Annotated in this window: 19 protein-coding genes; 5 read left to right on the top strand and 14 right to left on the bottom strand. The window is 69.5% G+C overall.

Annotated features, from left to right (window positions below):
* Positions 1–9: 9 nt before the first annotated feature.
* The 4 genes from DTPSY_RS00865 to DTPSY_RS00850 form a co-directional block, all read right to left on the bottom strand.
* Positions 10–789 (bottom strand): ABC transporter ATP-binding protein, encoded by a 780-nt coding sequence (locus tag DTPSY_RS00865; RefSeq protein WP_012655279.1) that lies wholly within the window; start codon positions 787–789, stop codon positions 10–12.
* Positions 786–1,538: an ABC transporter ATP-binding protein gene (locus DTPSY_RS00860; protein ID WP_012655278.1), complete on the bottom strand. Its 753-nt coding sequence runs from the start codon at positions 1,536–1,538 to the stop codon at positions 786–788. Before DTPSY_RS00860 ends, DTPSY_RS00865 begins: the two co-directional genes overlap by 4 nt.
* The gene (locus DTPSY_RS00855; protein WP_012655277.1) at positions 1,535–3,442 is read right to left on the bottom strand and encodes an ABC transporter permease; all 1,908 of its coding nucleotides are present in this window, start codon (positions 3,440–3,442) and stop codon (positions 1,535–1,537) included. Before DTPSY_RS00855 ends, DTPSY_RS00860 begins: the two co-directional genes overlap by 4 nt.
* Positions 3,443–3,574: 132 nt before the next feature.
* Positions 3,575–4,762: an ABC transporter substrate-binding protein gene (locus DTPSY_RS00850; protein ID WP_012655276.1), complete on the bottom strand. Its 1,188-nt coding sequence runs from the start codon at positions 4,760–4,762 to the stop codon at positions 3,575–3,577.
* Between the two features lie 259 nt (positions 4,763–5,021).
* Here DTPSY_RS00850 and DTPSY_RS00845 point away from each other — a divergent pair, with 259 nt between their 5' ends.
* Positions 5,022–5,795 (top strand): ferredoxin--NADP reductase, encoded by a 774-nt coding sequence (locus tag DTPSY_RS00845; protein WP_012655275.1) that lies wholly within the window; start codon positions 5,022–5,024, stop codon positions 5,793–5,795.
* 170 nt (positions 5,796–5,965) lie between these two features.
* On the opposite strand, the gene DTPSY_RS00840 is transcribed toward DTPSY_RS00845, so the two are convergent.
* Complete coding sequence (locus tag DTPSY_RS00840; protein WP_012655274.1) at positions 5,966–6,808, bottom strand: outer membrane lipoprotein; 843 nt, start codon at positions 6,806–6,808, stop codon at positions 5,966–5,968.
* 125 nt (positions 6,809–6,933) lie between these two features.
* Positions 6,934–7,851: a YihY/virulence factor BrkB family protein gene (locus DTPSY_RS00835; RefSeq protein WP_012655273.1), complete on the bottom strand. Its 918-nt coding sequence runs from the start codon at positions 7,849–7,851 to the stop codon at positions 6,934–6,936.
* Between the two features lie 131 nt (positions 7,852–7,982).
* On the opposite strand from DTPSY_RS00835, the gene DTPSY_RS00830 reads away from it, so the two are divergent.
* Complete coding sequence (locus tag DTPSY_RS00830; RefSeq protein ID WP_012655272.1) at positions 7,983–8,519, top strand: shikimate kinase; 537 nt, start codon at positions 7,983–7,985, stop codon at positions 8,517–8,519.
* Positions 8,520–8,587: 68 nt separating this feature from the next.
* On the opposite strand, the gene mepK is transcribed toward DTPSY_RS00830, so the two are convergent.
* The 4 genes from mepK to DTPSY_RS00810 all read right to left on the bottom strand — a co-directional run bounded on the left by mepK (position 8,588) and on the right by DTPSY_RS00810 (position 15,291).
* A complete protein-coding gene (gene mepK / locus DTPSY_RS00825) occupies positions 8,588–9,160 on the bottom strand; it encodes a peptidoglycan L,D-endopeptidase MepK (protein ID WP_012655271.1) in 573 nt (190 codons plus the stop codon).
* A 33-nt stretch (positions 9,161–9,193) separates the two neighbouring features.
* The gene (locus DTPSY_RS00820; RefSeq protein WP_012655270.1) at positions 9,194–10,795 is read right to left on the bottom strand and encodes a L,D-transpeptidase family protein; all 1,602 of its coding nucleotides are present in this window, start codon (positions 10,793–10,795) and stop codon (positions 9,194–9,196) included.
* Positions 10,796–10,830: 35 nt separating this feature from the next.
* Positions 10,831–13,620, bottom strand: coding sequence for a methionine synthase (gene metH / locus DTPSY_RS00815; RefSeq protein WP_012655269.1), 2,790 nt, complete (start codon positions 13,618–13,620; stop codon positions 10,831–10,833).
* 318 nt (positions 13,621–13,938) lie between these two features.
* Positions 13,939–15,291 (bottom strand): sigma-54 interaction domain-containing protein, encoded by a 1,353-nt coding sequence (locus tag DTPSY_RS00810; protein WP_012655268.1) that lies wholly within the window; start codon positions 15,289–15,291, stop codon positions 13,939–13,941.
* A gap of 203 nt (positions 15,292–15,494) precedes the next feature.
* Between DTPSY_RS00810 and petA the strand changes: the two genes are divergently transcribed.
* Positions 15,495–16,109 carry a ubiquinol-cytochrome c reductase iron-sulfur subunit gene (petA, locus tag DTPSY_RS00805; protein ID WP_012655267.1) on the top strand — a complete coding sequence of 205 codons (615 nt, stop codon included), beginning with the start codon at positions 15,495–15,497 and terminating at the stop codon, positions 16,107–16,109.
* A gap of 44 nt (positions 16,110–16,153) precedes the next feature.
* Positions 16,154–17,566 (top strand): cytochrome c oxidase accessory protein CcoG, encoded by a 1,413-nt coding sequence (gene ccoG / locus DTPSY_RS00800; RefSeq protein WP_012655266.1) that lies wholly within the window; start codon positions 16,154–16,156, stop codon positions 17,564–17,566.
* 85 nt (positions 17,567–17,651) lie between these two features.
* Here ccoG and DTPSY_RS00795 read toward each other — a convergent pair whose 3' ends face one another.
* From DTPSY_RS00795 to DTPSY_RS00780, 4 genes are read right to left on the bottom strand one after another with little or no spacing between them, the layout of a single operon-like run.
* Positions 17,652–18,644 carry a tripartite tricarboxylate transporter substrate binding protein gene (locus tag DTPSY_RS00795; RefSeq protein WP_012655265.1) on the bottom strand — a complete coding sequence of 331 codons (993 nt, stop codon included), beginning with the start codon at positions 18,642–18,644 and terminating at the stop codon, positions 17,652–17,654.
* A gap of 26 nt (positions 18,645–18,670) precedes the next feature.
* Complete coding sequence (locus DTPSY_RS00790; protein ID WP_012655264.1) at positions 18,671–19,594, bottom strand: dioxygenase family protein; 924 nt, start codon at positions 19,592–19,594, stop codon at positions 18,671–18,673.
* A gap of 46 nt (positions 19,595–19,640) precedes the next feature.
* On the bottom strand, positions 19,641–19,937 hold the full coding sequence (gene catC / locus DTPSY_RS00785) for a muconolactone Delta-isomerase (RefSeq protein WP_012655263.1): 297 nt from the start codon (positions 19,935–19,937) through the stop codon (positions 19,641–19,643).
* A gap of 28 nt (positions 19,938–19,965) precedes the next feature.
* On the bottom strand, positions 19,966–21,168 hold the full coding sequence (locus DTPSY_RS00780) for a muconate cycloisomerase family protein (RefSeq protein WP_012655262.1): 1,203 nt from the start codon (positions 21,166–21,168) through the stop codon (positions 19,966–19,968).
* 148 nt (positions 21,169–21,316) lie between these two features.
* On the opposite strand from DTPSY_RS00780, the gene cynR reads away from it, so the two are divergent.
* A complete protein-coding gene (gene cynR, locus DTPSY_RS00775) occupies positions 21,317–22,243 on the top strand; it encodes a transcriptional regulator CynR (RefSeq protein WP_012655261.1) in 927 nt (308 codons plus the stop codon).
* Positions 22,244–22,269 lie beyond the last annotated feature (26 nt).

The raw sequence follows: 22,269 nt of genomic DNA, 5'->3' as shown, positions 1-22,269 counted from the left end.
CCTGGGCCGCTAGACGCCCAGGTACTGCCGCCGCGCCGCGGCGTCGCCCGCCAGCTGCGCCATCCCCGCGCTGTACACGATGCGGCCCTGCTCCAGCACGCAGGCGCGGTCGGCCACGGCCTCGGCGAAGGGCAGGTTCTGCTCGCTCAGCAGGATGCCGATGCCCTGGGCCTTCAGCGCGCGGATGGTGCGCGCCATCTGCTGCACGATGACCGGCGCCACGCCCTCCGAGGGCTCGTCCAGCAGCACCAGCAGCGGCTGGCCCATGAGGGTGCGCGCCACGGTCAGCATCTGCTGCTCGCCGCCGCTCATGCGCCCGCCGGGGCGGTCGGGCATTTCGCCCAGGTTGGGGAACAGCGTGAACAGCCGCTCGGGCGTCCACAGCGGCGCGGGCGTGCCGTCCGGCCAGTGGCGGGGCCTTTGGCGGCCCACCTCCAGGTTCTCCAGCACCGTGAGGTCGGTGAAGATGCGCCGGTCCTCCGGCACGTAGCCCAGGCCGCGCCGCGCGATGGCGTGCGGCGGCTGGCGGTCGATGCGCTGGCCCAGGAACTCGATGCGCCCGCTGCGCCGCTCCATCAGGCCGGCAATGCCCTTGAGCGTGGTGGACTTGCCCGCGCCGTTGCGCCCCATCAGGGCCACCACCTCGCCGTGCCCCACGCTCAGCGATACGCCGTGCAGGATGTGGGCGGCGCCATACCAGGCGTGCAGGTCCGCCACCTCCAGCAAAGGTGTTTTTGCCACCAAAGCCTTGTCTGGCAAGCGCGAGGCGCTATCGTTTTGATTGTTCATGCCGACTCCAGCTCCGTGCCCAGGTAGGCGGCCTGCACCCGCGCGTCGTCCTGGATCTGCTGCGGCGTGCCCTCGGCCAGCAGCTGGCCGCGCACCAGCACGGCCACGCGGTCGGCCAGGCCGAAGACCACGTCCATGCTGTGCTCGGTGAACAGCACGCCCATGTGCCGTTCGCGCGCGATGCGCTGCACCAGCTGCATGAGCGCCAGGCGCTCGGCCGGTGCCATGCCGGCGGTGGGCTCGTCCATGAGCAGCAGCGCCGGGGCGTGCGCCAGCGCCATGGCCAGCTCCACGCGCTTGACGTCGCCGTAGGCCAGCGCGCTGCACGGGCGCTGCGCCTGGGCAGCCATGCCCACCTGCTCCAGCAGCGCCAGGGCATCGTGCGGGCGGTGCGCGTCGGCGCGGCGCCACCAGCGCCAGGCCTGCCGGTCGTGCGACAGCAGCGCCATCTGCACGTTCTGCAGCACGGTAAAGCTGGCGAAGGTCTGCGCGATCTGGAAGGTGCGGCCCACGCCACGCCGCCAGACGGCGCGTGGCGCCAGGCCGGTGATGTCCTGCCCCTGCAGCAGCACGCGCCCCGCATCGGGCAAGAGCTGCCCGCCCACCAGGTTGAAGGTGGTGCTCTTGCCCGCGCCGTTGGGGCCGATCAGCGCCAGCAACTCGCCGGCCTGCAGTGCGAACGACACGCCCTGCACGGCCTGCACTCCGCCGAAGGACTTGCGCAGCTCCTGGACCTGCAGCAGGCTCACGGCGCGCCCTCCTGTGCTTTGTTTTTGATAGCTGCCAGCGCTTTCCACACCTGCGCAAACCCCGAAATTCCTTGAGGAAACAGCAGCACCAGCAGCAGCATGATGCCGCCCAGCAGCGCGCGCCAGTAGTCGGTACTGCGCGCCACGGTGTCGTGCAGCCAGGTGAACACGCCCGCGCCCACCACCGGCCCGGCCAGCTGCTGCATGCCGCCCAGCAGCACCATCACCAGCCCGTCCACCGAGCGCGACACGCCCAGCGCATCGGGCGCCACGCTGCCTTTGGAAAACACGTACAGCGCCCCCGCCAGACCGGCCAGCAGCCCTGCCACCACAAAGGCGGCCCACTGCACGCCGCGCACGTCGATGCCAATGGCGTCGGCCCGCAGCGCCGAGTCGCGCGCCGCGCGCAGCGCCCAGCCCAGCGGTGCAAACAGCATGCGCCGCAGCAGGTAGATGCCCGCCACGGCCAGCGCCAGCACCAGCCAATAGAAGCCCGCGCCCTGCGCGGCCCACTGCGGCGGCCACACGCCGGTGATGCCGTTGCTGCCGCCGGTGAACCCGTCCCACTGGTAGGCGATGGCCCAGGTGATCTGTGCGAACGCCAGCGTCAGCATGGTGAGCGACACGCCCGACAGGCGCACGCAGAACCAGCCGTACACCAGCGCGCCGGCCGCCGCCACCAGCGGCCCCAGCAGCAGCGCCATGCCCATGGGCCAGTCCAGCCAGCGCACCAGCAGCGCCGCGCCGTAGGCGCCCAGGCCGAAGTACGCCGCATGGCCGAACGAATGCAGCCCGCCCGGCCCCAGGATGCAATGCAGGCTGGCGGCGAACAGCGCGGCAATCGCGATGTCGGTCAGCAACACGGTGGCGTAGCTGCCCGGCTCCACCGCCAGCGGCAGCAGCGCCAGGGCCAGCACCAACGCGCACCAGGCGGCCGTGGCGCCCTGCCCCGCCTGGCGCAGCGGCGCCTCGGGCGTGCCCACGCCACGCGCCACGGCCTGCGGGCGGCCCATGAAGCCCCAGGGCCGCCAGATGAGCACGGCCGCCATCACCAGGAACTCCACCACCAGCGTGAGCCGGGGAAAGGCCACCTCCACCCCCGCGACCTCGACCACGCCCAGCCAGATGCACACGGCCTTGAGCTCGGCAATCACCAACGCCGCCACGAAGGCGCCGGGCAGCGAGCCCATGCCGCCCACCACCACTACCACGAAGGCGGCGCCGATGGTGAGCATGTCCAGCTCCAGGCTGGCGGGCTCGCGCGGCAGCTGCAGCGCGCCGCCCAGGCCTGCCAGCAGGGCCCCCAGCGCGAACACGCTGGTGAACAGCCAGGCCTGGTTCACACCCAGCGCACCGACCATCTCACGGTCCTGCGTGGCGGCGCGCACCAGCGTGCCCCAGCGCGTGCGCGTGAGCAGCAGCGTGAGCAGCACCAGCACCAGCGGCCCCACGGCAATGAGGAACAGGTCGTAGGCTGGGAAGCGCCGGCCCAGCAGGTCCACCGCGCCCTCCAGGCCCGGCGCACGCGGGCCGAACAGCTCCTCCGGCCCCCAGAGCCACAGCGCCGCGTCCTTGATCACCAGCACCAAGGCGAAGGTGGCCAGCAGCTGCAGCAGTTCGGGTGCGCGGTAGATGCGGCGCAGCAGCAGCACCTCCACCGCCGCGCCCAGCAGGCCCACGGCCAGCGGAGCCAGCAGCAGCGCAGGCCAGAAGCCGAGGGCATCGCCCAGACGCTCCACCAGGGCATAGGCCAGGTACAGGCCCAGCATGTAAAACGAGCCGTGCGCGAAGTTGACGATGCGCATCACCCCAAAGATCAGCGACAGCCCCGCCGCCACGAGGAACAACGTGGAAGCGCCCGCCAGGCCATTGAGCAGTTGGGCCAGCAGCCCCGAAACATCCATGTCAGTCGTCCAATGCCGCACAGGGCCACCGCAGCCCGCGCGGTTGAAGCCCGCAGCCATAGCGCCCGGGTCGCCCCGCGGTAGCGGCCGCGCGTTCCCCCACGGGAAGGGCGCCGGCGCAGAGTCCGGCGGTCACTCGTCCTTGCGCAGCCGCTTCACCTCGGCGTCGCTGGGCTGGTACTTGGCGCCGTCGCGGTAGGTGAAGTCCACCATCACACCCTTGCCCATGCGCAGCGCGGTCTTGCCCACGTAGGCACCCATGGTGGACTGGTGGTCCTGCGTGCGGTAGGTGATGGGACCGAACGGCGTGGCCACCTGCAGGCCGCGGAAGGCGGTGATGAGTTTCTCGGTGTCGGCCGATCCGGCCTTGGCCAGCCCCGCCGCAACCGACTGGACGGCGTTGTAGCCCACCACCGAGCCCGCGCGCGGGTAGTCCTTGAAACGCTTCATGTAGGCGTCCAGAAAGGCCTTGTGCTCGGGGGTCTGGATGGCATACCAGGGGTAGCCGGTGACGATCCAGCCCTCGGGCGTCTCGCTCTTGAGCGTGTCCAGGTATTCCGGCTCGCCCGACAGCAGGCTCACCACGCTGCGGCCCGCGAACAGCCCGCGGGTGTTGCCCTCGCGCACGAATTTGGCGAGGTCGGCGGCGAACAGCACGTTGAAGATCGCATCGGGCTTGGCGTCTTCCAGCGCCTGCGCCACGCTGCCGGCGTCCACCTTGCCCAGCGGCGTGGCCTGCTCGGCAACGAACTCCACGTCCGGCTGCGCGGCCTTGAGCAGCTGCTTGAAGGTGGCCACGGCCGACTGGCCGTACTCGTAGTTGGGGTAGACGATGGCCCAGCGCTTTTTTTTCAGCGCCACGGCTTCGGGCACCAGCATGGCCACCTGCATGTAGGTGGAGGGGCGCAGGCGGAAGGTGTAGCGGTTGCCGTGCTCCCACACGATCTTGTCGGTGAGCGGTTCGGCCGCCAGGAAGAAGCGCTTCTTCTGCTGCGCGAAGTCGGTCAGCGCCAGGCCCACGTGCGACAGAAAGCTGCCCATGAGCACATCCACCTTCTCGCGCGCGATCAGTTCCTCGGCCGCGCGCACCGCGTCGCCGGGGGTGGCGTTGTCGTCGCGCGTGACCAGCCGCAGCTGCTTGCCCTGGATGCCGCCGGCCGCATTGATCTGCTCGACCGCCAGTTCCATGCCCTTCTTGTAGGGCTCCAGGAAGGCGGGCTGGGCCTTGTAGCTGTTGATCTCCCCGATCGTGTAGGCCCCCTGCGCATAGGCGCCACCCGCAAACAGCAGGGCGAGCAGGGGGGTGAAGGGCTTGTGCATGGTCGAATCCTTTGCCACAGGTCAGCTTCCGGGCAACGCAACTGTACCGCTGCCACGAGTTTGCCCGACAATGTGCGGGTTTGCCCGCATGGCAGGGGGCAGCCAACGCCCGCACGCGATGCTTGACGGGTGCCGTGGACACAGCGCAAATGTCGGCTTATGCCGAGAGCGCATATCAAAGCCGCGACACTAACGCCACCGGCCCTGCCCCCACGGCTCCCGTTCGCCCTGTTTTCGTTCATTTTTCTGGCACCCATCCATGAGCGCATTTCACGAAGAGCGTGTACTGACCGTACACCACTGGACCGACCGCCTGTTCTCCTTCACCACCACGCGCGACCCGGCGCTGCGGTTCTCCAACGGCCACTTCACCATGATCGGCCTGAAGGTGGACGGCAAGCCGCTGCTGCGCGCCTACAGCATCGTCAGCGCCAACTACGAGGAGCACCTGGAGTTCCTCTCCATCAAGGTGCCGGACGGCCCGCTGACCTCGCGCCTGCAGCACATCCAGGTGGGCGACTCCATCATCGTGGGCAAGAAGCCCACGGGCACGCTGCTCATCGACTACCTGCTGCCCGCCAAGCGGCTGTACCTGATGTCCACGGGCACGGGCCTGGCGCCGTTCCTGAGCGTGATCCGCGACCCCGAGACGTACGAGAAGTTCGAGCAGGTGATCCTGCTCCACGGCGTGCGCCAGGTGGCCGAGCTGGCCTACCACGACTACATCACCAAGGAACTGCCCCAGCATGAGTTCCTGGGCGAGCTGATCACCAAGCAGCTCAAGTACTACCCCACGGTCACGCGCGAGCCCTTCCGCAACCAGGGCCGCATCCCCGACCTGATCGACAGCGGCAAGCTGGCCGCCGACCTGGGCCTGCCCGAACTCAACCCGCTGGAAGACCGCGTGATGCTCTGCGGCAGCCCGGAGATGCTGGCCTCGCTCAAGGAACTGCTGGAAAAGCGCGACTTCGAGGAAGGCAACACCACGCGCCCCGGCGACTTCGTGATCGAGCGCGCCTTCGTCGAGAAGTGACGCACGCGGCCCTCGCCGCGTCGATTTGCTAGCAAAATAGGAGCTATTGGCGCTTGCTCACAGGCGATCCAACGCCAATCCCCCTTCAAAACGGCCTGCCCGCAAGCGCAGGCCGCTTTTATTTTTGTAGCGCCTGCGTGGCCGCGCTCGTCAAGCGCAGGCCCCTGCGCTCAATAGCCCCGGTCCACTACGCGCACCGGCTCCACGCCCGCACGGTCGGCATCGGCCCCCGGGTCCACGCGCAGGCTCTTGCCCTGCACGCGTACGGCCGTGCCCTCGGCCAGCGGCTGGGCGCGCGTGAAGTTGCGCACCGAACCGTCATCCATGCGCACGCGCATCTGGTAGACCGTGGTGGTACGGGCGCGCTGCTCCACCTTGTGGCCCACGTAGCCGCCGCCCACGGCGCCCAGCACCGTGGCCGCGGTGCGGCCCGACCCCTTGCCGATCTGGTTGCCCAGCACGCCCCCCAGCACACCGCCGGCCACCGCGCCCACGCCCGTGGCCGGCGCGGCCTGCTCGACAGCGCGCACCGACTCCACCCGCCCGCAGGTGCCACACACCGGCGCCGCACTGCGCTGCGCCACGGCCCGCTGCAGCGGTTCGCCGCGCTGGGTTGGCACTGGCGAGGGCGATGCCCCCGGCTGTGGATAGCCCTGTGCATACGTCTGTGGGTCGTCCTGTGGATACGCCTGTGGAGAAGGCGGCGCTGCTGCGCGCCGGGCTGTGGGATTTGCTCCTGAATCGAGAGCTGCCATCGCTTGCTGCGACTGGGCTGGAGGCGCTTTTTCATTCAACACTTCCGCCTCGGGCGTGCGCGGCGCGGTGGCTGCCAGCGTGGCGGCCGGTCCGCCGGCCGCGGAGTCGCCAGCAGGCGGACCGCCGCGCAAGTTCTGCGCCAGCAGCGTGCCGCCCAGGGCCAGCACACTCACGCCCAGCACGCCCACGGCGGCCCACAGCCATTTGAGCGAAGCCGCGGACGGGGCCGCGGCAGGGGAAGCAGAGGTGGAATGCATGTGCTCGTCCGGTTGCCAGAGGAAAAGCCGCGGGCTGCGCATGCAGCCGCCACGGCACCGGCGCCAAGGCTAACGCCGGCCCTGCTTCACAAAACCGCGCGCGGCGTAACGGACGTAATCAGCGGTCAACTGCCCGCCGGCACAGAGGCGGCGGTACGCGTTTCGTGCAGCGCCCGCGCGCTGGCGGCCGAGAACAGCAGCACCGCGGACGAAAAGTAGATCCACATCAGCAGCACCACCAGCGAGCCCGCGGCACCATAGGCCGACACCACCGCCGCGGTGGACAGGTACAGCGCCAGCAACTGCTTGCCCACCGTGAACAGCGTGGCGCCCACCACCGCGCCGAATACCAGGCAATGCGTGGGCGGCTTGGGGCCGCTGCCGATGCGCATCAGCCCCAAGAACAGCGCCACCGCCACGGCGAAGGCCACGGCCTCATTGACGATCTGCAGCAGCGTGCCCGAGCCGAACGGCAGCCGCGCGCTGGCCCAGGTGGCCAGCACGTTGATGGCCGTGGACAACACCAGCGACACCAGCAGCAGAAAACCGATGGCCAGCACATAGGCCAGGCCCCGCAGGCGCAGCGAGGCCATGCGCCACCACGCCTTGCGCTCGGGCGCGGGCTGGCCGTGTGCCCACAGCCGCTCCAGCGCGCTCTGCAGCTCCACGAACACCCCCGTCGCGCCCGACAGCAGCAGCACGAAGCCAGCCATCGACGCGAGGCGCCCCTCGGCCGGCTCCTGCGCGCTGGCCAGCGCCAGGCGCACCACCTCGGCGCCGCGCTCGCCCATCACCCCGCGCACCTGGGCGATGAGGTTGCTCTCCAGGTAGGCCTGGTCGATCCACCACCCGAGCACCCCCACCAGCAGCAGCAACAGCGGCGCCAGGCTCAGCATGCCGTAGAACGACATCGCCGCGCTCATGCGCAGGCCGTCGGCGTCCAGCCACATCTGCACGGCGCGCACCAGCGGCGCAATGGGCTGCAACACCCGCTGCAGCAGTGGCTGGGCAAAAGATTTGAGGCTCTGCAGGGACAGTGGCATGGCCCGATTGTGAACAGTGCGGGCCCGGCCCCCTGTCGGCGCAAGCCGATAGCCGGCCGCGCACCGGCTGCCGCACGGACCAGGTGGACGCTCTTACACTCCCCAGTCTTCACTCACCACGACAGACAAGCATGCAAACGCGTTGCGCCCTGGTCGGTATGCCGGGCTCGGGCAAATCCACGGTGGGCCGCCAGCTCGCCCGCCGTCTGGGGCTTCCCTTCGTGGACCTGGACCAGCGGCTGGAGCAGCGGCTGGGCACCAGCATCCGCGACTATTTCGACCAGCATGGCGAAGCGGCCTTTCGCGACCACGAGGCTGCGCTGCTGGCCGAGCTGGCCGCCCAACCCGGCGGCATGGTGCTGTCCACCGGCGGCGGCGCCGTGCTGCGCGAGGACAACCGCGCCACGCTGCGCCGCGGCTTTCCCCATGTGATGTACCTGCGCGCTTCGCCCGACGAGATCTTCAAGCGCATCAAGCACGACCGCACGCGGCCCCTGCTGCAGGTGGACGACCCCCTGGCCCGCCTGCGCGACCTCTACCGCGCGCGGGACCCGCTGTACCGCGAGGCCGCGCACTACGTCATCGAGACCGGCCGGCCCACGGTGCACACGCTGGTCAACATGATCATGATGCAGCTGGAGATGGCGGCGCCGGGCGACCCGGTATAGCAAGCGCCCCTCCTCAGACATGAAAAAGGCCCGCATGCGGGGCCTTGGTTCTCTTGCGGCGCAGAGGCTTACCAGCTGCGCACACGTCCGGTGTCGATGTGCACGAACTGCTCCCGGGCGTAGTAGCCCACGCCGCCCGCCCGCAGGGAGATGGCGGCGTCGCGCAGGTCGCTCAGGGACACGCCGGGCAGGCGCACGTCGATGGCCTTGCCGTCCATGTGCAGGCTGCGCCGCGCCACACCGCCGCCGCGCGTGGTGCGCAGCGTCTCGTTGGTATGGGGGCTGCGATAGCCGGAGATCACCTCGAACGGCTGCTGCGTCTGCAGCGTCTGCCGCACGCGGTGCAGCAGGTGGAACAGGTCCGGGTCCATCACGCCGACGTCGCCGCTGTAGTGGTCGCGCAGGAAGTGGTTGAGCGTGGGCAGCGCCGCAGGAATGAATTGTTCGCCCTGGGCGTAGACCAGTGCCAGCCGCTCATGGGTGTGCAGGTGGTTGAAGGCCAGGCGCCGCGCAAGGTCCTGCTCTTCGCTGAGCGACGCCAACGCCGCCTTGGGCAGCAGCACCGCGGCCGCAGCGGCGTGCGCGACGGCGGCGCCGCGCCCCAGGAATAGACGGCGGTGGGGGTTGTGCGGTGGAGCCATGCGCGAAAAACCTCGAAAAAGCGAAAAAACGCGCTATTTTGGACCGATCACCCCGGCAGCACTACCCGCGCGGACCGCATCGTAGGGTTTTGCCGAATGCTGGCGCAGCAGGCTGGCGAGCTTGCGGTCATGGCCGTACAGGTCGCCATAGAAGTGCGGACGGCCGTCCTGCACCACCACGGTGATGTGCGTGATGATGACCGGCACCGGATGCGGCAGCCGTACGAACACGGGCTTGGGCTGCGCCATGGCCGCACGGATGCGCTCCACGGTCCAGGTGGGATCGTCCTGCAACACGAACTGGGCGAGCGCCACCGGCTCCCCGACACGCACGCAGCCGTGGCTCAGGTCGCGCCGGCTGCGGCCGAACAACGTGGGCGCCGAGGTGTGGTGCAGGTAGATGTTGTCGTTGTTGGGCAGCACGAACTTGATATCGCCCAGCGCGTTCAGCGGCCCCGGACGCTGGCGTATGCGCGCCTGGCCTGCCACCACGGCACCCAGCATCTCGGGCGTGGTGTCGGTGCTCACGCCCGCCGCGCTGACGAACTCCATGCCCTGCCGGGCCAGGTAGCCCGGGTCGCGGCGCAAGCGCGGCACGGTTTCACCGCGGGCGATGGACGGTGGGATGTTCCAGTACGGGCTGAATTCGATGGACTGCATGTCCTCATCGAACAGCGGCGTGCGCGTATCCAGCGCCTTGCCGACGATGACCGCCATCGACAGGCGCAGCGTGATCCTGCCGCCCGCGTACTCATAGGCGCGCAGGCGGTATTCGGGCACGTTCACGGCGATCATGCGCGGGCCCTGCAGCACGGGCGTCCAGCGCAGACGCTCCATCTGCAGCGCGATCTGCTCGGCGCGTGCGGCCGGGGGCACATTCAGCGCCGCCAGCGTGGTCGCGCCCAGCACCCCGTCCGCCTCCAGCCCGTGGCGGCGCTGGAAGGCCGTGGCGGCCTCGACCAACACGGGGGTGTATTGCGCTGGCGCGGACGCTGCGGGCGGCTCGCCCGTGGGCTGCGGCGGCAGGTCGCCCAGCGCCACCAGCCGCTCGGCCAGCACGCCCAGGCCCTCCCAGGGCTGGCCCGGCGTGAGCTTGCGGCCCGGCAGCGCGGGCAGCGGCTGCGCCCAGGCAGGGTGAGCGCCCAGCGCGCGGTAATGCGCCAGCAGTGCGCGCAGCGCCGGGTACATGGGCACGCGGGGGATGGCCGCGTCCCGCGCCTGCTGGATCTGGCCGTCGGCCAGCGCGGTCTGCAGCGCGGCGCGCAGGTCGGGCTGGGGGCGGCGGGAGTGATCGTAGCGCTCGTTGAGCCGTGCCGGATCGATGCGCCCGCCGTGCAGCTCATACAGGTAGCGCTCCACGGCCTGCGTCAGCTCCTGGTCGAGCGCCACGGCGGAGGCGGCATCCAGGCCGCGGGCGGCTGCGGCCGCCAGCGCATCACTCAGGTGCTGCGCGCCATAGTCGGCCGGCTCCAGCCCATCGGCTGCGGCTTCGTTGAGCCAGCGCACCGCTTCATGCGCAGCCGGCAGGGGGCGCCCGTCAGCCGTCAGCCAGGACGGGTTCGCCCAGGCAGCCAGCGGCATCCAGGCCGCCAGCAGCAGGGGTGCAGTGTGGTGTGTCAGCAGGCGCAGGTTCATGGGTCGATCTTGGCATGGCCTGCGCCAACCAGGCGCTAAAGCCCCAGATTCGGAGCGAGCGCGCGCTCCACCTCGGCCAGGGGCACTCCGCTGCGCTGGGCCATGTCCTGCACCTGCGCATCGTCGATCTTGCCGACGCTGAAGTAGGTGCTCTCGGGGTGGCTGAAGTAAAAGCCGCTCACACTGGCCGCGGGCGTCATGGCGTAGCTGTCGGTAATGTCCATGTCCACGTCGGCCGTGCCCAGCAATGCAAACAGCGGCTTCTTCACCCGGTGATCAGGGCATGCGGGGTAGCCCGGCGCGGGGCGGATGCCTACGTACTTCTCAGCGATCAGTTCGTCGTTGGACAGCTGCTCGCCCGCCTGGTAGCCCCACCAGTCGGTGCGCACGCGGTGGTGCAGCCATTCGGCACCGGCCTCGGCCAGGCGATCGGCCAGGGCCTTGAGGGTGATGGCGTTGTAGTCGTCGTGGTCGGCCATGAACTCTGCCACCTTGGCATCCACGCCGATGCCGGCAGTGACGGCAAACGCGCCAATGTGGTCGGCCTGCGTGGGTGCGCCACCCTCCGGGCGAGGCGCGATGAAGTCGGCCAGGCAGCGGCTGGGGCGCATGCGGCCCTCGGCGTCGGGCTGCTTCTCGGCCTGCTGGCGCAGGCCGTACCAGGTGAGCACGACCTTGTCGCGCGCGGCATCGGCGTACAGCTCGATGTCGTCATCGCGCACGGTGTTGGCGGGCCAGAAGCCCACCACGGCGTGGGCCGTGAGCCAGCGGCCCTCCACGATCTTCTTGAGCATGGCCTGTGCGTCGCGGAAGACGCGCGTGGCTTCCTCGCCCACCACCTCGTCCTGCAGGATGTCGGGGTACTTGCCGGCCAGGTCCCAGGTCTGGAAGTACGGCGCCCAGTCGATGAAGGGCACCAGCTCGGCCAGGTCGATGTTCTTGATCACGCGCCGGCCGATGAACTTGGGCGCCGGCGGCTGGTAATGCGCCCAGTCGATGCGCGTCTTGTTGGCGCGGCACTGCGCCAGCGGCCACACCGGTGTCTTCTTCTTGTTGGCATGCAGGTGGCGCACATGGTCGTAGTCGGCCTGCACCTCCGCCAGGTAGCTGTCCTTTTGCTCGCCCAGCAGGCTCTGCGCCACGCTCACGCTGCGCGAGGCATCGGGCACGTAGACCACGGGGCCCTGGTACTGCGGCGCGATCTTGACCGCCGTGTGCACGCGCGAGCAGGTGGCGCCGCCGATCAGCAATGGAATCTTCTTGATGCGGAAGTACTCGTCCTTGTCCATCTCGCCGGCCACGTACTGCATCTCTTCCAGGCTGGGCGTGATGAGGCCCGACAGGCCGATGATGTCCGCGCCTTCGGCCTTGGCGCGCGCCAGGATTTCATGGCAGGGCACCATCACGCCCATGTTGATGACCTCGAAGTTGTTGCACTGCAGGACGACGGTCACGATGTTCTTGCCGATGTCATGCACGTCGCCCTTCACGGTGGCGATGACGATCTTGCCCTTGCTGGACACGTCCAGGCCGGCGGCTTCCTGCTGGCGCTTTTCTTCCTCGATGTAAGGGATCAGGTGGGCCACGGCCTGCTTCATCACGCGGGCGCTCTTGACCACCTGCGGCAGGAACATCTTGCCCGCTCCGAACAGGTCGCCCACGATGTTCATGCCGTCCATCAGCGGGCCTTCGATCACGTGCAGCGGGCGGCCGCCGCCTTGCACCACGATCTGCTGGTAGGCCTCCTCGGTGTCTTCGACGATGAAGTCGGTGATGCCGTGTACCAGCGCGTGCGACAGGCGCTCGCCCACGGTTTTCGGGTGCTCGGGCGTGCCGCGCCACTCCAGCTTCTTGCTGTCGTCCTTGGCGGCGCCCTTGGCGGCCTCGGCGATCTCCAGCAGGCGTTCGGCCGCGTCGGGGCGGCGGTTCAACACCACGTCTTCCACACGCTCGCGCAGCTCGGGGTCAAGATCGTCGTAAACGCCGACCATGCCCGCGTTGACGATGCCCATGTCCATGCCGGCCTTGATGGCGTGGTACAGGAACACGGTGTGGATCGCCTCGCGCACCGGCTCGTTGCCGCGGAAGCTGAACGACACGTTGGACACGCCGCCCGACACCTTGGCACCCGGCAGATGCTGCTTGATCCAGCGCACGGCCTCGATGAAGTCCACGGCGTAGTTGGCGTGCTCTTCGATGCCCGTGGCGATGGCGAAGATGTTGGGATCGAAGATGATGTCCTCGGGCGCCATGCCCACCTCGTCCACCAGGATGCGGTAGGCGCGCTCGCAGATCTCGGTCTTGCGTGCGAAGGTGTCGGCCTGGCCCTTCTCGTCGAAGGCCATGACCACGGCAGCCGCGCCGTAGCGGCGGATCAGCTTGGCCTGGCGCTTGAACTCTTCCACGCCCTCCTTCATGCTGATGGAGTTGACGATGCCCTTGCCCTGCAGGCAGCGCAGGCCGGCCTCGATGACCTCCCACTTGGAGCTGTCCACCATCACCGGCACCCGGGCGATGTCGGGCTCGGAGGCAATGAGGTTCAGGAAGCGCACCATCGCGGCCTTGCTGTCCAGCATGGCCTCGTCCATGTTCACGTCGATGATCTGCGCGCCGTTTTCCACCTGCTGGCGCGCCACCGACAGTGCCTGCTCGTACTGGTCATTCAGGATCATGCGCGCGAACGCCTTGGAGCCGGTGACGTTGGTGCGCTCGCCCACGTTGACGAACAAGCTCCCCTCGCCGATGAACACGGGCTCCAGCCCCGACAGGCGCATGGGCGGCACGGCGTGCGAAGGGACGGAAGATGCGGGGGCGGACGACGGCATGGGGCTCACCTGGATAACAAGAACAGACACATCAGGTGAGCGCCGTTGGTACACGCACGGCTGCATGCCGCGGTGGGCCCGAGCCTGACGCCGCCACGCGCGGGCCGCCTGTGCGGCCCCGGCCGGCGGGCGCTGCAGCGCTCCTCGGGAAAGCGTCGAATTCTACGCGGCCCACCTTTGGGGGGCAGGCATATGGATATACCCCCGCGTGCACTGTGCGCCCAGAACATGGCCCCTACACGGGCCGGTGGTTGGTTCAAGCAAAAACAGACCGCAAGCCAATCACAACAAGCGCTGACAGCTATCAAACAAGGAGCATCAGCCCTGCTCCCGTAACAGTCGCAGCTTGCGGTACAGCGTGCGCGTGCTGACCCCCAGGGCGCGCGCCAATTCGCGACGCGACGCGGCCCCACCCGCCAGCGCCGCGCGCAGGGCCTCGGATTCGATGTCACGCAGGGTGGCATGGTCGGGCTGCTGCGCAGCGCGGGCCGGCGCCGCCGCGGGCGCATCGAACGAGAGCGCGCGCTCGATCGTATGGGCGGTCACCGCCGCGCCGTCGGTCAGCAGCGCGGCACGTTCCAGCACGTTGCGCAGCTCGCGTACGTTGCCGGGGAAGGGGTGCTGCGCCAGCCGGCGCAGCGCCGCGGGCGCAAGCACCAGGCCCCGCCCCCCGGCCACGCGCTGCAGGAGCGATTCCGCCAGCAGCGGAATGTCCTGCGGGCGTTCGCGCAGCGCGGGCAGCTGGATGGGAAAGGTGCTCAGGCGGTAGTACAGGTCCTGGCGAAACCGCCCCTCGCGCACCATGGCGCGCAGGTCGCGGTGGGTGGCCGCCACCAAGCGGATGTCCGCGCGGCGCAGCTCGGTGTGGCCCACGCGGCGGTAGGTGCCGCTTTCCAGCAAACGCAGCAGCTTGACCTGCATGGTGAGCGGGATGTCGCCCACCTCGTCCAGGAACAGCGTGCCGCCGTGCGCCGCCTCCACCAGGCCGGCGCGTGCGGCATGGGCGCCGGTGAAGGCCCCACGCTCGTGGCCGAACAGTTCGCTCTCGAACAGCGTCTCGGGCAGGCTGGCGCAGTCCACCACCACCAGCGGCCGCCCCGCGCGGGGGCTGGCCTCGTGCACGGCGCGCGCGGCCAGCTCCTTGCCCGTGCCCGACTCGCCCAGCAGCAGCACGCTGGCCTGCGACGGGCCCACGCGCGCGATCAGCTCCAGCACGGCCTGGAACGCGGGCGCGCGCCCGATCATGCCCGGCGCGCCCGGCTGCCCCTGGGCAATGCGCAGCGGCTCCATCTTCTCCAGAAAGTACTGGGGCTGGCCCGCCTCGTCGCGCAGCGGCACCAGTTCGATCTGCACGTATTCCTCGCCCGCCGGGGTGTGGTGCAGGTGCAGCACGCGCTCGCGCTGGCCGCTGAAGAGCGAGCGCGCCAGCGGGCAGGTCTCGCCCGCCTGGTCGCACGGCACGGGCGAATGGTGCGACACCGCATGGCAGGTGCGCCCCACCACCGGCGCGCCCTGGCCGAACTGGCGACGGTAGGCGCCGTTGGCGGCCACGATGCGGTAGCCGCGGTCGAACAGGATGTGCGGCTCGGGCAGCCCCTCCAGCCAGGAGGCAAGCAGCGCGGTCTGCGCCACCTGCGCCGGGGTGGGGGAAAGATCTTGGGTGTCGGCCATGGTGACATATGGTGTCACAAATGGCATGCATTGGCAGTGTTTCTACCGTCCACCATGGCAGCGCTGACTCCTTGGGTGGATGTAAGCCTTTGTTCCACATAGGGATTTCGCACGCAGTGCCGCGCGGCCAGGCTGGCACGGCTCTTGAGTCAGGACAAGCAAGTGCGCGGTCCTTTGGCCGCGCCCATCGTGAAGGAACCGCCATGACCGCCCTGCCCGCCTCGTGCACCTGCGCTGCGCCCGACGCAGAACGCCGCACCCTGATCCACGCCACGGCCGCCGCCGGGGGCCTGGCCGCCGTCGGCGCGGCCGTGCCCCTGGTCAGCAGCCTGGCGCCCAGCGAGCGCGCACGCTCCCTGGGCGCGGCCGTGGAGGTGGACATCGCCGGCCTGCCGCCGGGCGGCATGCTCACGGTGGAGTGGCGCGGCAAACCCGTCTGGGTCGTGCGGCGCACGCCGGAGATGCTGCAGTCGCTGCAGGGGCTGGAGGCACAGTTGGCCGACCCCGCATCGGCCAAGGACCAGCAGCCCGACTACGCGCGCAATACCCACCGCTCCATCCAGCCGGAGGTCTTCGTGGCCATCGGCATCTGCACGCACCTGGGTTGCTCGCCCACGGCCGTGGCCCCGGGCGCGCCGCAGTCCGGCCTGGGCGCGGGCTGGCCCGGGGGCTTCTTCTGCCCCTGCCATGGCTCCACGTTCGACAACGCGGGTCGCGTGTACCGCAACAAGCCCGCCCCGACGAACCTGGAGGTGCCGCCGCACCGCTTCCTGAGCGCCACGCGGCTGCTGATCGGCGAGGACAGCGCCAGCGCCTGATCGACCGCCCTTCGACCAAGACCATCACAACCACGCCCCCTTCCATGCCCGCCCCACAGACCCAGCCCCCCGCTGCCGAACGCGACGTCTACGTCGACCTGTACGAAGCCAAGAAGAAGATCTACCCGCGCGCCATCGGCGGCGTGTTCACGCGCTGGCGCTGGGCGCTGGTGCTGCTCACCCAGGGGGTGTTCTACGGCCTGCCCTGGTGGCAGTGGGGCGAGCGGCAGATGGTGCTGTTCGACCTGGGCGCGCGGCGCTTTTACCTGTTCGGCCTGGTGCTGTACCCGCAGGACTTCATCTACCTCACCGGCCTGCTCATCATGTCGGCGCTGTCGCTGTTCCTGTTCACGGCGGTGGCGGGGCGGCTGTGGTGCGGCTTTGCCTGCCCGCAGACGGTGTACACCGAGCTGTTCCTGTGGCTGGAGCGCCTGACCGAAGGCGACCGCAGCGCGCGCATGCGGCTGGACAAGGGCCCGTGGACCTTCGAGAAGCTGTGGCGCAAGACGCTCAAGCAGCTCGCCTGGATGTCGGTGGCGCTATGGACCGGATTCACGTTCGTGGGCTACTTCGTGCCCATCCGCCAGCTGGGCGGCGAGCTGCTGGCGCTGCACGGCACCTGGCAGATCTTCTGGGTGGGGTTCTACAGCTTCGCCACCTATGGCTTTGCGGGCTACATGCGCGAGCAGGTGTGCAAGTACATGTGTCCGTATGCACGCTTTCAGAGCGCGATGTTCGACAAGGACACGCTGATCGTCACTTACGACACCCAGCGCGGCGAGCCGCGCGCCGCGCGCAGCAAGAAGGTAGACGCCAAGGCCGCCGGCCTGGGCGACTGCATCGACTGCTCGCTGTGCGTGCAGGTGTGCCCCACGGGCATCGACATCCGCAAGGGCCTGCAGTACGAGTGCATTGGCTGCGGCATGTGCGTGGACGCCTGCAACACCGTGATGGACAAGGTGCAGTACCCGCGCGGGTTGATCCGCTACGCCACGCAAAACGGCATGCAAAACCGCTGGAGCAGCGCACAGATGCTGCGCCGCGTGCTGCGCCCGCGCGTGCTGTTCTACAGCGCCGTGCTGCTGGCGCTGTGCACGGCCATGCTGGCCAGCCTGGTCACGCGCACGCCGCTGAAGGTAGATGTGGTGCGCGACCGCGCCGCGCTCTCGCGCGTGGTGGCGGGTGGGCAACTGGAGAACATCTACCGCGTGCAGGTCATGAATGCCACCGAGCAGCCCCAGCGCTACCGCATCACGGCCAGCGGCCTGCAGGGGCTGCAGGTGGCCTCGGAGCCCGAAGTGGAGATCGGCCCCGCCGAGTCGCGCTGGGTGGCGGTGCGGCTGCAGGTCCCCTATGGCGCCGCGCCTGCGGGCTCGCACACCGTGCACCTGGACGTACAGGCGCTGGGCGACCGGGCGCAGGTGTCGGAAAAGACCGTGTTCCTGGTGCCGCGCTAGGCGCGGCCGCAGATTACAAGCCAAAAGAGCTTCCAGCGCCCTTCTATCAAGCGCTGGCAGTTCCTTATTTCATAGCAACCCGCTATCAATCCATGCGGATGTTGCGCTCCTTGATCAGCGCACCCCAGCGGGCCAACTCCTTGTCCAGGTGCGTGGCCAGCTGCTGCGGCGTGGTGCCGATGGGCTCGGCGCCGATGGTCTCGAACTTGGCCACGGTATCGGGCTGCTTCATGGCGTCGATCAGCGCGGCGTTGATCTTGTTCACGATGGCCGCCGGCGTGCCCGCGGGCGCGAACACGGCGAACCAGGGCGAGACCTCGTAGCCCGGCACGCCGGCCTCGGCGATGGTGGGGACGCCCGGCAGCGTGGCCGATCGCTTGGCGCTGGTCACGCCCAGCGCGCGCAGCTTGCCCGACAGGATGTGCGGGCGCGCCGAGGTGATGCTGTCGAACATCAGGTCCACCTGGCCGCCCAGCATGTCGGTCACGGCCGGGCCGCTGCCCTTGTAAGGCACGTGCAGCAGGTTCAGCCCGGCCATGGAGGCGAACACCTCGCCCGCCAGGTGAATGGAGGTGCCGTTGCCGGCCGAGGCATAGGTGAGCTTGCCGGGGTCGCGCTTGGCATGGGCGATCACGTCGGCCACGGACTTGTCGGTCGTCTTGGCGGTGTTCACCACCAGCACGTTGGGCACGATGGCCAGCAGGCTGATGGGCGCGAAGTCCTTCACCGGGTCGTAGCTCAGGCGCGGGTACAGCGCCTTGTTGGTGGCCATGCCGATGGACGTGATCATGATGGTGTAGCCATCGGCCGGCGACTTGGCCACGGCGTCGGCGCCGATGTTGCCGCCCGCGCCGGGGCGGTTCTCGATCACGAAGGGCTGGCCCAGCGTGCGGCCGGCCTTCTCGCCCAGCGTGCGGGCAATCACGTCCATGGCGCCGCCCGGAGGGAAGGGCACGACCCACTTGATGGGCTTGGAAGGCCAGTTGGCGTCGGGCTGGGCCACGGCGGCGGCGGGCAGCAGGCCTGCGGCGGCCAGGGTGCAGGCGCCCAGCAGGGCAATGCGGCGGGAGAAAGTCATGGTGTGTCTACCTCAGGTCCAGGATGTCAGGCGGCGGCCACGCGGTCCATGCGTGCCTCGGGGCGCTGCTCGTCGGCCGACAGGGCCTTTTGCAGCACGAAGTCAAAGCGCACGCGAGTGAACGGCGCGCTGATGCCCAGCGATTCATAGCCGGCGGCGGGCGTGCCCGGCTCCAGCGTGACCACCAGGCCGTCGCGCGTGGCGAAGGCGAAGTCGTCGTCCAGGAAGCTGTCGCCCGGAATGTTGACCTGCGTGGTCAGCGTGCGCAGCCCCTCGGCTACCACCAGGAAGTGGATGTGCGCGGGTCGGTTGCCATGGCGGCCCAGGGCGTCGAACAGTTCGGCCGTGGGGCTGCCCGGCGGGATGGCGTAGCCCGGCGGGATGAAGCTGCGAAAGCGATAGCTGCCGTCCGCCCCCGTGCGGATCTTGCGGCGCAAGTGGTAGGGCGCTTGGTCGGGGTCGAAGTGCGAGTAGCGGCCCAGTTCGTTGGCGTGCCACACGTCCACCAGCGCGCCGGCCACGGGCTGGCCGTCGGTGTCGAGCACGCGGCCTTCCATCACCACCACCTCGCCGCGCGGCGGCTCCTCGCCCTCGTCCAGGCGCACCTCACGCTCGGACAGCGGCGCACCGGCCACGAACAGCGGGCCCTCGATGGCGCGCGGCGTGCCCGCGGCACGCTGGGCGCGCTCGTCGGCCTCGTCCATGCGGATGTCGATCAAGCGGTCAAAGCCCAGGCCGGCGGTGATCAGGCCCGTCTGGCCGCTGGCGCCCAGGCGCGTGAGCCAGCCCACGCCGGCCCAGAACTCGTCGGGCGTCACGTCCAGCTCTTCGATGGTGCGGAACAGGTCCGTGACGATGCGCTGCGTGATCTGGCGCACGCGGGCATTGCCCTCGGCCACGTGCACGGTGTTGACGATGTCCAGCAACTGCTGGGCGGTGTATTCGGCCATGTCTCTCTCCTGTGGGATGGAATGTGGGGGTATCGGGGGCCGTGCGTCAGCCGGGGGCGCCTTCCTGCACGATGGCTGACGGGTGGTTGGCCAGCGGCGTCACGTGGATGTCCATGTAGGGAAACAGCGGCAGTTGCGACAGCAGCTGGTGCAGCTCGTCGTTGGACTGCACGTCGAACACGCTGTAGTTGGCGTACTCGCCCACCACGCGCCAGATGTGGCGCCAGCGGCCGTCACGCTGCAGGTCCTGCGAGTACTTCTTCTCGCGGGCCTTGATTTCGTCGGCCTGCGCGGCGGGCAGGTCGTGGGGAATCTTCACATCCATGCGAACGAGGAACAGCATCTGGGTTTCTCCTGGCAAAAAAAAGGGTTCAGGCGGGCTGCGCGCTGGCGCGGCCCAGGTCCACGTGCACGGGCGTGAGGCCCTGGCGTGCACGGTCGAAGCGGTCGAGCCGCTCGGGCACCACGGTGAGGCCGAAGCCCGGCCCGTCGGGCAACTGCAGCGCGAAGTCGGAAAGGACCATCTGCTGCTCCACGATGTCGTCTACCAGCAGCTGCGGGCCGAACAGCTCGCAGTTGTGGTGCGTGCCGCCCAGCGTGGCAAACACATGGGCCGAGGCGGCGCTGCCGACGGAGGTCTCCAGCATCGTGCCGCCGTACCAGCCGATGTCGGCGGCGCGCGCCACGTCGGCCACGGCGCGCGTGCGCAGCAGGCCGCCGTGCTTGGCGATCTTGAGCGAGAACACATGGCAGGCGTTATGGCGCGCCAGGCGCATCGCGTCCTGCGGCGTGCAGACGGTCTCGTCGGCCATCACCAGCGCGGTGTGGGGCAGCGTGGCGGTGAGCTGGCGCAGCGCCTCCTCGTTCCACTGGGCCACGGGCTGCTCGATCAGACCCACACCGGCGTCGATCATCTCGGGCAGGTAGCGGCGCGCGGTGGCGCCGTCCCAGGCCTGGTTCACGTCCACCGTCATGCTGGCGCGGCCGTCCAGCGCGCGGGCGATGCGTGCCACGTGCGCCACGTCCTCCTGTGGCGCGCGTGCGCCGATCTTCAGCTTGAAGATGCGGTGGCGGCGCGCGGCCAGCATCTTCTCGGCCTCCTCGATGTCCTTGGCGGAGTCGCCGCTGGCCAGCGTCCAGGCCAGGGGCAGGCTCTCGCGCTGCTTGCCGCCCAGCAGTTGCCACACGGGCAGGCCCAGGCTGCGCGCCACGGCGTCGATGGCGGCCTGCTCCACGGCGCTCTTGGCAAAGCGGTTGCCCTTGCAGGCCAGGTCCATGCGCTGCAGCAACTGCTCGAAGCGGCCCGCGTCCTGGCCGATCACGGCAGGCGCGAGGTAGCTGTCGATGGCATGCCGGATGCTCTCGGGCGATTCCTCGTTCCACGAGGGGCCGCCGATGGTCGCGGCCTCGCCGAAGCCGCTGGCGCCATCGCTCAGCCACAGCTGCACGATCACGGGGCTCTGGCGCTGGATGGCGCCGAACGAGAGCTTGTGCGGGCGGATCGTGGGGATGTCCAGGATGCGTGCCTGGATGCGTTCGATGCGCAGCACGGAAGCGGAAGGAGAAGTCGTCATGGAAAGCGGGCCGTGGCGAAAAAAGCGTTACGGGCCATGACCTTAGCGCTGGCATCGGGGCGAATCCAATGAGATATATTGCAGTTTTTGTTCGACGCCATCGAACAGTCACAGGTTTTAGGGTTAACCCTTAGAACGGATTGCACCCATGGAACTGCGCCAGTTGCGGTACTTCTTGAGCGTGGCCGAGACCGAGCACCTCACCCGCTCGGCGGATGCGCTGTTCGTCACGCAGTCCACGCTCTCGCACGGCCTGCGCCAGCTGGAGGCCGAGCTGGGCGTGCCGCTCTTTGACCGCCTGGGGCGCGGGCTGCGCCTGTCCCAGGCGGGCCACGCCTTTCGCGACCACGCGGCGCGCGCGCTGCAGGAGCTGGAAGCCGGGCGGCAGGCCGTGGCCGACATGAGCGCGCTTCAGACCGGCACGCTCCAGGTGGGCGTGATCCCCACCTTTCTTACGCGCTTCGTGCCCGACGCGGTGGCCGCCTTCAGCGCGCGCTACCCGGGCGTGCAGCTCACCGTGCGCGACCTGCGCAGCGGCCAGATCGAGGAACTGCTGATCGCCGGTCGGCTGGACCTGGGGATCGCCTTCCATCCGGCCAGCCGCGAGGAGATCGAGGCCGAGCCGCTGTTCGAGGAACGCATGCATCTGGTGGTGCACCAGGGCCACCCGCTGGCGCGCAGGCAGCGCCTGCGGCTGGCCGAGCTGGCGGGCGTGCCGCTGGCGCTGCTGCCGGCCAGCTTCGCCACGCGCAGGTTGATCGACGCGGCCTTCGCCCAGGCGGGCGTGACGCCGCTGGTGCGCGTGGAGATGGAGTCCGTGGATGCGCTGCTGCAGGCCTGCCGCAGCGGGCCGCTGGCCACCATCGCCGCGGAGCACGCGGCCCTGCACGCGGGCCCCGACATGCGCGCCGCCGTGCTCACCGAGCCGCGCACCGTGCGCCGCGCCGGCCTGCTGTGGCGCCGCGGCGCCTCGCGCAGCGCCGCGGCGCGCGAGTTCGTGGCGCTACTACGGCCCGCCATCGCACGCACCGCTGCTCCGCCTTCCCTGCAGGGCGGTGTTGCACAACAAGAGTAAAAAATGGCTCTAGCGCTTACCAGTCA

This window comes from [Acidovorax] ebreus TPSY (genome assembly GCF_000022305.1).
Classification (GTDB): Bacteria; Pseudomonadota; Gammaproteobacteria; order Burkholderiales; family Burkholderiaceae_C; genus Diaphorobacter; species Diaphorobacter nitroreducens.
The sequence above is the reverse complement of the archived record's forward strand: the minus strand, read 5'-3'. Positions and strand labels throughout refer to the sequence as shown.

Excerpts from the sequence above, each read along its gene's own strand:
- ccoG (WP_012655266.1), top strand. The coding sequence starts at position 16,154 with ATGCCCGCCCCACAGACCCAGCCCCCCGCTGCCGAACGCGACGTCTAC.
- DTPSY_RS00820 (WP_012655270.1), bottom strand. The coding sequence starts at position 10,795 with ATGAACCTGCGCCTGCTGACACACCACACTGCACCCCTGCTGCTGGCG.
- DTPSY_RS00855 (WP_012655277.1), bottom strand. The coding sequence starts at position 3,442 with ATGGATGTTTCGGGGCTGCTGGCCCAACTGCTCAATGGCCTGGCGGGC.
- DTPSY_RS00830 (WP_012655272.1), top strand. The coding sequence starts at position 7,983 with ATGCAAACGCGTTGCGCCCTGGTCGGTATGCCGGGCTCGGGCAAATCC.
- DTPSY_RS00835 (WP_012655273.1), bottom strand. The coding sequence starts at position 7,851 with ATGCCACTGTCCCTGCAGAGCCTCAAATCTTTTGCCCAGCCACTGCTG.
- DTPSY_RS00780 (WP_012655262.1), bottom strand. The coding sequence starts at position 21,168 with ATGACGACTTCTCCTTCCGCTTCCGTGCTGCGCATCGAACGCATCCAG.
- DTPSY_RS00845 (WP_012655275.1), top strand. The coding sequence starts at position 5,022 with ATGAGCGCATTTCACGAAGAGCGTGTACTGACCGTACACCACTGGACC.
- DTPSY_RS00795 (WP_012655265.1), bottom strand. The coding sequence starts at position 18,644 with ATGACTTTCTCCCGCCGCATTGCCCTGCTGGGCGCCTGCACCCTGGCC.
- mepK (WP_012655271.1), bottom strand. The coding sequence starts at position 9,160 with ATGGCTCCACCGCACAACCCCCACCGCCGTCTATTCCTGGGGCGCGGC.
- cynR (WP_012655261.1), top strand. The coding sequence starts at position 21,317 with ATGGAACTGCGCCAGTTGCGGTACTTCTTGAGCGTGGCCGAGACCGAG.
- catC (WP_012655263.1), bottom strand. The coding sequence starts at position 19,937 with ATGCTGTTCCTCGTTCGCATGGATGTGAAGATTCCCCACGACCTGCCC.
- DTPSY_RS00840 (WP_012655274.1), bottom strand. The coding sequence starts at position 6,808 with ATGCATTCCACCTCTGCTTCCCCTGCCGCGGCCCCGTCCGCGGCTTCG.
- DTPSY_RS00865 (WP_012655279.1), bottom strand. The coding sequence starts at position 789 with ATGAACAATCAAAACGATAGCGCCTCGCGCTTGCCAGACAAGGCTTTG.
- DTPSY_RS00790 (WP_012655264.1), bottom strand. The coding sequence starts at position 19,594 with ATGGCCGAATACACCGCCCAGCAGTTGCTGGACATCGTCAACACCGTG.
- DTPSY_RS00850 (WP_012655276.1), bottom strand. The coding sequence starts at position 4,762 with ATGCACAAGCCCTTCACCCCCCTGCTCGCCCTGCTGTTTGCGGGTGGC.
- DTPSY_RS00810 (WP_012655268.1), bottom strand. The coding sequence starts at position 15,291 with ATGGCCGACACCCAAGATCTTTCCCCCACCCCGGCGCAGGTGGCGCAG.
- metH (WP_012655269.1), bottom strand. The coding sequence starts at position 13,620 with ATGCCGTCGTCCGCCCCCGCATCTTCCGTCCCTTCGCACGCCGTGCCG.
- petA (WP_012655267.1), top strand. The coding sequence starts at position 15,495 with ATGACCGCCCTGCCCGCCTCGTGCACCTGCGCTGCGCCCGACGCAGAA.